This window comes from Mesorhizobium sp. M7A.F.Ca.CA.002.05.1.1, assembly GCF_003998335.1.
In the GTDB taxonomy this organism is placed as follows: Bacteria; Pseudomonadota; Alphaproteobacteria; order Rhizobiales; family Rhizobiaceae; genus Mesorhizobium.
In genome coordinates, this window is record NZ_RZQI01000200.1 from 1 (window position 1) to 7,935 (window position 7,935).

Annotated in this window: 9 protein-coding genes and 1 pseudogene; 4 read left to right on the forward strand and 6 right to left on the reverse strand. The window is 63.3% G+C overall.

The window, feature by feature from the left end:
• On the forward strand, nucleotides 1-566 hold a 566-nt coding region (locus EN939_RS12845), incomplete at its 5' end, for a TOBE domain-containing protein (protein WP_164750971.1).
• A 106-nt stretch (nucleotides 567-672) separates the two neighbouring features.
• Complete coding sequence (locus EN939_RS12850) at nucleotides 673-1,758, forward strand: ABC transporter ATP-binding protein (RefSeq protein ID WP_127268316.1); 1,086 nt, start codon at nucleotides 673-675, stop codon at nucleotides 1,756-1,758.
• A 116-nt stretch (nucleotides 1,759-1,874) separates the two neighbouring features.
• Here EN939_RS12850 and EN939_RS12855 read toward each other — a convergent pair whose 3' ends face one another.
• From EN939_RS12855 to EN939_RS12870, 3 genes are all read right to left on the reverse strand, one after another.
• Nucleotides 1,875-2,306 (reverse strand): DUF4437 domain-containing protein, encoded by a 432-nt coding sequence (locus EN939_RS12855; RefSeq protein ID WP_127268317.1) that lies wholly within the window; start codon nucleotides 2,304-2,306, stop codon nucleotides 1,875-1,877.
• A 170-nt stretch (nucleotides 2,307-2,476) separates the two neighbouring features.
• A complete protein-coding gene (locus tag EN939_RS12860; RefSeq protein ID WP_164748935.1) occupies nucleotides 2,477-3,448 on the reverse strand; it encodes an AraC family transcriptional regulator in 972 nt (323 codons plus the stop codon).
• Nucleotides 3,449-3,963: 515 nt separating this feature from the next.
• Nucleotides 3,964-4,542, reverse strand: coding sequence for a TetR/AcrR family transcriptional regulator (locus EN939_RS12870; RefSeq protein ID WP_236383011.1), 579 nt, complete (start codon nucleotides 4,540-4,542; stop codon nucleotides 3,964-3,966).
• 99 nt (nucleotides 4,543-4,641) lie between these two features.
• Between EN939_RS12870 and EN939_RS12875 the strand changes: the two genes are divergently transcribed.
• On the forward strand, nucleotides 4,642-5,550 hold the full coding sequence (locus EN939_RS12875; protein WP_127268320.1) for an SDR family oxidoreductase: 909 nt from the start codon (nucleotides 4,642-4,644) through the stop codon (nucleotides 5,548-5,550).
• 60 nt (nucleotides 5,551-5,610) lie between these two features.
• Here the strand turns inward: EN939_RS12875 and EN939_RS12880 are convergent, their stop codons facing one another.
• Complete coding sequence (locus EN939_RS12880) at nucleotides 5,611-5,958, reverse strand: GFA family protein (RefSeq protein WP_127268321.1); 348 nt, start codon at nucleotides 5,956-5,958, stop codon at nucleotides 5,611-5,613.
• A gap of 120 nt (nucleotides 5,959-6,078) precedes the next feature.
• Between EN939_RS12880 and EN939_RS12885 the strand changes: the two genes are divergently transcribed.
• Nucleotides 6,079-7,374 (forward strand): amidase, encoded by a 1,296-nt coding sequence (locus EN939_RS12885; RefSeq protein ID WP_127268322.1) that lies wholly within the window; start codon nucleotides 6,079-6,081, stop codon nucleotides 7,372-7,374.
• A gap of 18 nt (nucleotides 7,375-7,392) precedes the next feature.
• Here the strand turns inward: EN939_RS12885 and EN939_RS39035 are convergent, their stop codons facing one another.
• Together EN939_RS39035 and EN939_RS39040 are read right to left on the reverse strand one after the other, a co-directional pair.
• Nucleotides 7,393-7,539 (reverse strand): hypothetical protein, encoded by a 147-nt coding sequence (locus EN939_RS39035; RefSeq protein ID WP_236383014.1) that lies wholly within the window; start codon nucleotides 7,537-7,539, stop codon nucleotides 7,393-7,395.
• A 282-nt stretch (nucleotides 7,540-7,821) separates the two neighbouring features.
• A pseudogene (locus EN939_RS39040) lies at nucleotides 7,822-7,935 on the reverse strand (dehydrogenase); the annotation flags it as partial.

The window sequence follows — 7,935 nt, forward strand, 5'->3', positions numbered from 1 at the left end:
ACATCAAGCAGGGGTCGACAACCATCTATGTGACGCACGACCAGATCGAGGCGATGAGCCTCGCCGACCGCATCGTCATCATGCATGAAGGCGTGCTGCAGCAGGTCGGCTCGCCCGACGAGGTCTATTCGCACCCGGCCAATCTGTTCGTGGCGCAATTCGTCGGCAGTCCGGTGATGAACGTCGCCGATGCGGCAGTCGCCGAGACGGCGTCCTCGGTCTCGGTGACGGTCGGCGGGGCTCCCGCCGGCTTCGAGTTCCCGCGGGCGCTGCTGTCGAAGCTCAACGGCCATGCAGGCGGCCAGCTCGCGCTCGGCATCCGGCCGGAAGGCGTTCTCATCCGCCGCGAGGCGACGGAGGGGTTTTTGCCGGTCGAGACGCAGATCGTCGAGCCGCTTGGCTCCTTCGACATTGTCGATCTCAAGGTCGGCTCAAAGATGCTGCGCGCACGCACCAAGAGCGGCTTCGTCGCCGGTCCCGGCCAGAAGGTGTTCGCCAGGATCGATCCGGCCCAAGCGCATTTCTTCGACACGGCAAGCGGCAAGTCGCTGGGAGTGAGATTGTGATGGCCGAAGGACACGAAAGGCCAATGACTTGGCCTTTCGAACAATCGAACGCCCGGAGCTATAGCGGAGGGCAGACACCCTCGAAAAAGAGATCGGGACGATAGACATGGCCCATATCCAGCTCAAGAACATCTCGAAGACTTTCGGCAACCACACTGCGCTCACCGGGCTCGATCTCGATATTGCCGATGGCGAGTTCTTCGTGCTGCTGGGCGAGACGGGCGCCGGCAAGACGACGACGCTGCGGCTTATCGCCGGCCTGGAAAAGCCGAGCGAAGGCCAGGTCTTCATCGACGGCGTCGACGTCGCCGACTGGGGTGCGGCCGAGCGTGACGTGGCGCTGGTGCTGCAGCAATACTCGCTCTATCCGCGCTACACGGTGCGCGAAAATCTCGAATTCCCGCTGAAGCCGAAAATTCGCCGGCTGCCCGACGCCGAGATCAAGGATCGCGTCGACCGTGCCGCCCGTACGCTGCGGATCGAGCACCTGCTCGACCGCAAGACGGATCGGCTGTCCGGCGGCGAGATGCAGCGCGTCTCGATCGGCCGCGCCATCGTGCGCAAGCCGCGTGTGTTCCTGATGGACGAGCCGCTGTCTGCGCTCGACGCCAAGCTGCGCGAGGCGCTGCGGACTGAACTGAAGAACCTGCAGATGCAGCTCGGCGCCACCTTCCTGTTCGTCACCCACGACCAGATCGAGGCGATGTCGATGGGCGACAAGGTCGGCGTGCTCAACCATGGCCGCATCGTTCAGACCGGCACGCCGCACGAGATCTACAACAATCCGCGCGATACCTATGTGGCGAGCTTCGTCGGCTCGCCGCCAATGAACCTCATCGACGGCAAGCTTGTGAACGGCCGCGCGGTGATGGCGCCGTTGAACTTCGAACTGCCTTTTTCGGGGGGAGCCAAAGCGGGCGGGGCGACCGACGGTCGCCCGCTCGTCTTCGGCATTCGTCCCGAGGACGTCTATCTCGAGAGCGGCGCGCCGGTCGAGGCGCATGTCCACGACGTCGAGAACCACGGCGTCGAAAAGATCCTGACGCTGCGCGTCGGCGACGCGACACTGCGTGCCACCGTGCCGGCCAGGACCGACGTCGCCATCGAGCAGGCGGTGCGCTTTGCCTGGAACCCCGACAAGGTGGTGCTGTTCGACAAGGGCAGCGGCGTCAGCTTGCGGCACGCCTCATAAAGCGCGTCGCGCTGAAACGGATTCATGCGACGCGCTTTAGGTCTTTGTTTTTGTGCATGTCGTTCTCCCAAAACCGAGGTCACTTTTGGGCGACATGCGTGAGGCCGCATCCCAGCCTATTTCTGGAAGTAGGTTTCGTAGGGCGTGTCGTTGATCAGCAGGATCACGCATTCCGTGTCGGAGACGCAGGCGTCGTCATGCATCTCATTGGCTTTCTGGGTCCAGTAGGATCCAGGAGGCAGTTCGACCTTGGTCGCCTCGCCGCCATCCATCTGCCAGTGCGCCCACAGCCCCTTTATGACCACCGCGCGATAATCCGCGGTGTGCGCATGGACCGGTGCACGCCAGTTGCCGGGAACCTTCAGCAACGTGCCTGCCGGGCCCTTGGCCCGCTCGCCCCACAATGGGCCAAGACGATGCGGCTGGTCGGGTACTTCCGCCACATAGGGGATCTTGTCGGCCGGCAGGTAGCTGTCCTCGAGGGCAAAGGCGCGCCCGGGAACCGCAAGCATGACGGCGAGTGCGATGACCTTCAGATGATCTGGCATGGTTCTCCTCTTCGGACCGACTGGACGCCGGCCTCTGGCTGCCTGGTTATGGCAAGCTATTGCATGCGGGTGGCCCGGCAATGGCATTGCGTCCGGAAGGCTTGGCAATTCATCCAGACCCGGCAATTCATCCAGACCCTGCGATCCATGGCCGCGGATCCGGGATCGCCTCAGCGGTTTTCGGAGCTGCCGTCGACGGTGCGCAGGTGGCTGGGCGCGATGCCTATGATGCGCTTGAACGCCCGGCTGAACGACGCTTCGGAATCGTAACCCAGTCTGGCGGCGACCACCGAAACCCGCATCCGATCATCGATCAGCCATTGCCGCGCCTGGTGCATGCGTATCCGGGCGACATATCTCGCCGGTGTTTCGCCAACGACGGCCGTGAAGCGTTCGGCGAAGGCCGATCGCGAGGCGCCCATTTCGCGCGCCAGCGCTTCGACAGTCCAGTTCCTGTCGGGCTGCAGATGAATGGCGGCAACTACGCGGCCGATGTCGCGATCCCTGATCGCCGCGATCCAGCCTCTGGTGTCGCCGCCGCTGTTTTCCACCCATGAACGGATGATGCTTGCAGCCAGTACGTCGGCCAGCCGCGCCAGCATGCCGCCGGAACCGGCGCGGTTCATGGTGATCTCGCCGGCCATGGCTTGCAGCAGATGCGGAATACCTGGCTCGCCAGCCATCAATTCCTTGGCGCGCATCATGTCCGGCATCATGCCCAGCAAGGGGTGCGATCCGTCCAGGTTGAAGTGCATGCTGCCGCAAAACAGCAAGATTTTCGGGCCGTGGCCGCCATTGGAGACATTGAAGACATTGTCCTGCAAAGGCTCGACAGTGTAGCTTTCGATCGGCACGGCAGGAATGCCAGGCGCGCTGGCAACGACATGCTCGGCGCCGCGCGGCAAGAGCAACGCATCGCCGGGTGTCAGCTCAATCCATTCTCCGGCTGGCGAGAACAGCCAGCATCCGCGGCGGCCAATGAAGTGAAATCTTGCTGCCTTCTGGGCAGGAAACAACACGGCCCATGGCTCTGAAAGTTCGCAGCGGCCATAGTCGACGCCATCAAGCCGCAATCCGCGCAAGATGTCGGTGAGCGGACCCTCCGAGGCCGGCAAGGCAGTCTTGGGCGAGGTGAAAACCATGCGGATTTTTCTAGAGCAGTTCATCGTTTAACGGAAACGTTGAACCGCTCTATCTCTTTGTTTTGACGCAATTCCGGACGGAAAAACCGCTTCACACTTTTCCTGGAATTGCTTTAGCCTGGAATCACCAGTCCGTCACGGCCTCCATGCGTCGGCTCAGGGCAACGAACTCGGGTCAACGGGTTCCTTCGGAGCTTTCGCCAGGCGTAGGGACGGAGCATCAAACGAAAAACCCGCCTGTGCGGCGGGTCACTGGCGCAAATCAGCACCATAGACAGAAATGTAGCATAGCTGAGGTCACCGAGTCAAGAAAAAATTCCTATCGCGAAAAGCTGCCGGGACCACCGAACTGGCTGCTGCCTTTGGCAAGCTGAGTTCGAAACCCTGTGCGTCAGCTGGCCTGGCGGATATCGGCCTGTTCCTCGGCCCGGAGATGGCTGCGCGCCGAGCCGATGACGCGCTTGAAGGCGCGGCCGAAGGCGGCATCGGATTCATAGCCGAGACGCCAAGAACCATCACGGTTTTCGGGCCGGCGCCGTTGTGATGGCAGCGACGAAGCGGTTCAGGCTGTCCTCGACATAGGCGGCCACTTCGATCGCCGGGTCAAAGCTCCACCACAGCAACGAGCCTTGCCAATGCGAGGCCATCAGCAGGCCGATGTCGCGTGGCGGGTTGGGCGTCTTGGCAAAACAGGCTGCAAGTGTGTCGCACAGGAACGCCTTCCAGGCCGCACCCCGCGCCCTGAGCACGGGATCGCGCAGATCCTCGCGCAGGACAAGCAGGCCTTCGGCATAGGATTCGATGCCGCCATAGGATTGCGACAGCGCCACCAGCAACGCGACCGCACCGGTGGGGGTTCTGGGAACGGTGGCTGCCAGCTTTCTGGTGTTCTCGTCGAGACCGTCCCAGGCGTGCAGCAAAGTGCGCTGTTTCAGCTGCACCTTGTTCTTGAAGCGCTGCACCAGCGTTGCACCGGAGAGACCGCAGGCCTTTGCCAGACGCTCGAAGGTGAGTGCTTCGGGACCATGCTCGTGGATTAGCCGGTGCGCGGTCTCCAGCACCTGCTCGTCGGACTGGGTTTTTGGCCGTGTCATCTTGACATCCCGATATAACCGAATGATCATTTATATATATGGCGCGAACAGCACAAGCCAGCCTTGTCTGATCGATGAGTCCGTTTTTGGGAGAGTTCAATGACGCTGCAAGGGAAAGTTGCTCTGGTCGCCGGCGGGACGCGCGGCGCCGGACGGGGCATAGCGATCGAACTCGGCGCAGCCGGCGCCACCGTCTATGTCACCGGGCGCAGCACGCGCGCCCAGCAATCCGAATATGCCCGGCCCGAAACCATCGAGGAAACAGCGGAACTGGTCTCGGCGAACGGAGGCAAGGGCATCGCCGTTCAGATCGATCATCTGGTGGCCGACGATGTGCGCAAACTGGTCGAGCGCATCCGCACCGAACAAGGCCGGCTCGACATACTGGTGAATGACATCTGGGGTGGCGAGAAACTGTTCGAGTGGGACAAACCGGTCTGGGACCACAATCTGGACAATGGCCTGCGCATGCTGCGGCTCGGCATCGACACGCATCTGATCACCGCGCACCATGCGCTGCCGCTGTTGATCGAACGTCCGGGCGGGCTGCTCGTCGAGGTCACAGACGGCACGGCCGAATACAATGCCGATCACTACCGGCTGTCGCCATTCTACGATCTCGCCAAGGTCGCGCTGACGCGCATGGCATGGGCGCATGCCCAGGATCTCGCAAAACACGACGCAACGTCCGTGTCGCTGACGCCCGGCTGGCTGCGTTCGGAGATGATGCTGGAAGCCTTTGGCGTGAGCGAGGGCAATTGGCGCGACGCCACCACTGAGGTGCCGCATTTCGTCATTTCCGAGACGCCACGTTTCGTCGGCCGCGCCGTTGCGGCTTTGGCGGCGGATCCGGACCGCTCGCGCTGGAACGGACAGTCGCTGTCCAGCGGCGGGCTGGCGCAGGTCTACGGCTTTACCGACCTCGACGGCTCACGGCCCGACGCCTGGCGTTATGTTCCCGAGGTTCAGGACGCCGGCAAGCCCGCCGATGCGACGGGCTATCGATAGGTAATTGGTTCCTGCGCAATTCCGGACGGAAAACCGCTGCGCACTTTTCCTGGAATTGCGTCAGGCGGACCGCCCGTCGAAATCGAAGACCGACAGGGTCGAGGGATCGAGATCGGCCACGCAGTTGATATTGATGTAGGCGCTGCGTTCACGCCCTTCGCGGACATCCTCTGCAAAGGGATGGATGCCGCAGGCCCGGCAGAACCGGTGCGCGATGGCATGGTTGCCGAATGTGTAGGTGCCCAAATCGTCGCCCCAGGCCAGGACCCGCAAGGTCTCATGCGGAATGGCACACAGCAGGGCGCCCTTGCGCGTGCAGATCGAACAATTGCACCTGATGGCACCGGTCAGTTCGGCCTTGAATTCGAAGGCCACCTTGCCGCAGTGGCAGCTGCCTTTGTAGAGCATCGGGCTTTTCCTCGTATTCGACAGGGTGCAAAACTGCCTGCGCCGGGTTAAGTCTGGGCAAGCCATGCACTGGCCGCACCCCCTTAAGACGTTCGAGGCGTCCGGAGTCCGACACCGAAAATGCAATCCGTTCGTGATCATCTGGAAATCATTCTTGCGCGCCTCGCCGCCCGTGCCGGCGAAGAGCACGTGTTCACGAAGCTCTATGCCGAAGCCGCACGGGCCGCGGCTGATGCCAGCGATGCCCGCAAGCGGGCAAGTGTGACGCTAGGGCCGCTCGACGGCACCGTCGTCTCGATCAAGGACCTGTTCGATGTCGCCGGCGAGCCGACCACGGCCGGTTCGCTGATGCGCAAGACCGCGGCGCCCGCCCAAAGCGACGCGGCCATCGTCAGCCGGCTGCGGCAGGCCGGCGCGGTCATCATAGGCAAGACCAACATGACCGAATTCGCCTTCACCGCGATCGGCGACAACAGGCATTTCGGCACGCCTGGCAATGCCGTGGACGCCAGCCGCATTCCGGGCGGCTCTTCCTCGGGCGCAGGCGTTTCCGTCGGCGAGGCGACAAGCGAAATATCGATCGGTTCCGATACCGGCGGTTCGATACGCATACCGGCTTCACTCAACGGTGTCGTCGGCTTCAAGCCGACAGCGCGACGTGTGCCGCTCGCCGGCGCGTTCCCATTGTCCGCCACGCTGGACTCGATCGGGCCGCTTACCCGAACCGTCGCCCAGTGTGCCGCCGCCGACGCCGTGATGGCCGGCGAGGTGCCGACCGCGCTGGCGCCGATTGCCCTTGCAGGGCTTCGCATAGGCATTCCGCGCGGCGTCCTTTTCGAAGAGACGGAAGACGAGGTGGCGACCGCGTTCGACCGCTGCCTTGGCAAGATCGAGCAGACAGGCGCGCGGATCGCCGACCTGTCGATCGACGATCTGCTCGCCGATTTGCGCGCGGCGACCAAGCGTGGCTCGATCGCTGCGATGGAAGGGGCCGAAGTGCATGCCGACTGGCTGGCGACAGGAGCGTCGGTGCCGGTCGACCCGCATGTCAGCGGACCTTTGTCGCGGGCGGCAATGCTGCCGACGCCTGTCTACATCAGGGCAATGCGTCGTCGCGCAGCACTTGCCGCCGCCATGGACGAGCGGCTGGCATCGGTCGATGTGCTGGCTCTGCCGACCACGCCGGTGACGGCGCCGACCATCGTCTCGATGGCTGACGACGCCGAGCTGCGCGACCGCACCGAGGGCCTGCTGCTGCGCAACACGCAGGTCGCCAACCAGTTCGATCTCTGCGCGATCTCGCTACCGATGCCGGGCACTCCGCTGCCCGCCGGATTGATGCTGGTGGCGCGCAACGGGCATGACCGGCGCCTGCTGCGGATTGCTGCCGAAATAGAGCAGCTGCTTGGCGCGTGACCAGGGCTGAACTGCCTATCAGTGCGACGAACAGTGCTTGCGTTCGCTGTCCTTGGCGGTCCGCACGATACGGGTCGCGACCAGCCAGGGCAGATTGTACTTCTCGCCGGTGATGGTCTGGGGTGCGGTGCTCGATCGAGCCCCTGACGACGATCTTGCCGGCATAAAGCGCGTCGGAAAGATCGGTTATCGCCTTGTCGGCCTGCGGCAATCCGCTTGGATCGATCGAGACGCCCTTGATGATCGCCCCGGTGGCAAGGTCGAGCACGCTGTTCGACGGGCAGGGCGCCTTGAAGCAGCGCAGTCCGTTGTCGCAATAGACATAACTGCTTTCGGCCGCGAATGACGGCATGGCGCAGAGCGAACAGACGACGACTACCAGGAATGCGAGCCGTGGATCGGCATGGCTCTCAACGTCGCGGAGAATTGGGGCGAAACCGCGATGTGTTACGGGCTCGCCGGAAACCGCCGCCGATAGTGATCGACCACTTCCGGATTGCGCAGATTGACCGGCAGCTTGTTGGCCAGCACCAACAAGGCTTCACCCGCCGCGCCGACGCC

What these genes read in the sequence shown, in the direction of transcription:
- EN939_RS39035 (WP_236383014.1), bottom strand. Translation starts at nt 7,539, where the DNA reads ATGCCGGCAAGATCGTCGTCAGGGGCTCGATCGAGCACCGCACCCCAG.
- EN939_RS12855 (WP_127268317.1), bottom strand. Translation starts at nt 2,306, where the DNA reads ATGCCAGATCATCTGAAGGTCATCGCACTCGCCGTCATGCTTGCGGTT.
- EN939_RS12875 (WP_127268320.1), top strand. Translation starts at nt 4,642, where the DNA reads ATGACGCTGCAAGGGAAAGTTGCTCTGGTCGCCGGCGGGACGCGCGGC.
- EN939_RS12880 (WP_127268321.1), bottom strand. Translation starts at nt 5,958, where the DNA reads ATGCTCTACAAAGGCAGCTGCCACTGCGGCAAGGTGGCCTTCGAATTC.
- EN939_RS12885 (WP_127268322.1), top strand. Translation starts at nt 6,079, where the DNA reads ATGCAATCCGTTCGTGATCATCTGGAAATCATTCTTGCGCGCCTCGCC.
- EN939_RS12850 (WP_127268316.1), top strand. Translation starts at nt 673, where the DNA reads ATGGCCCATATCCAGCTCAAGAACATCTCGAAGACTTTCGGCAACCAC.
- EN939_RS12870 (WP_236383011.1), bottom strand. Translation starts at nt 4,542, where the DNA reads ATGACACGGCCAAAAACCCAGTCCGACGAGCAGGTGCTGGAGACCGCG.
- EN939_RS12860 (WP_164748935.1), bottom strand. Translation starts at nt 3,448, where the DNA reads ATGGTTTTCACCTCGCCCAAGACTGCCTTGCCGGCCTCGGAGGGTCCG.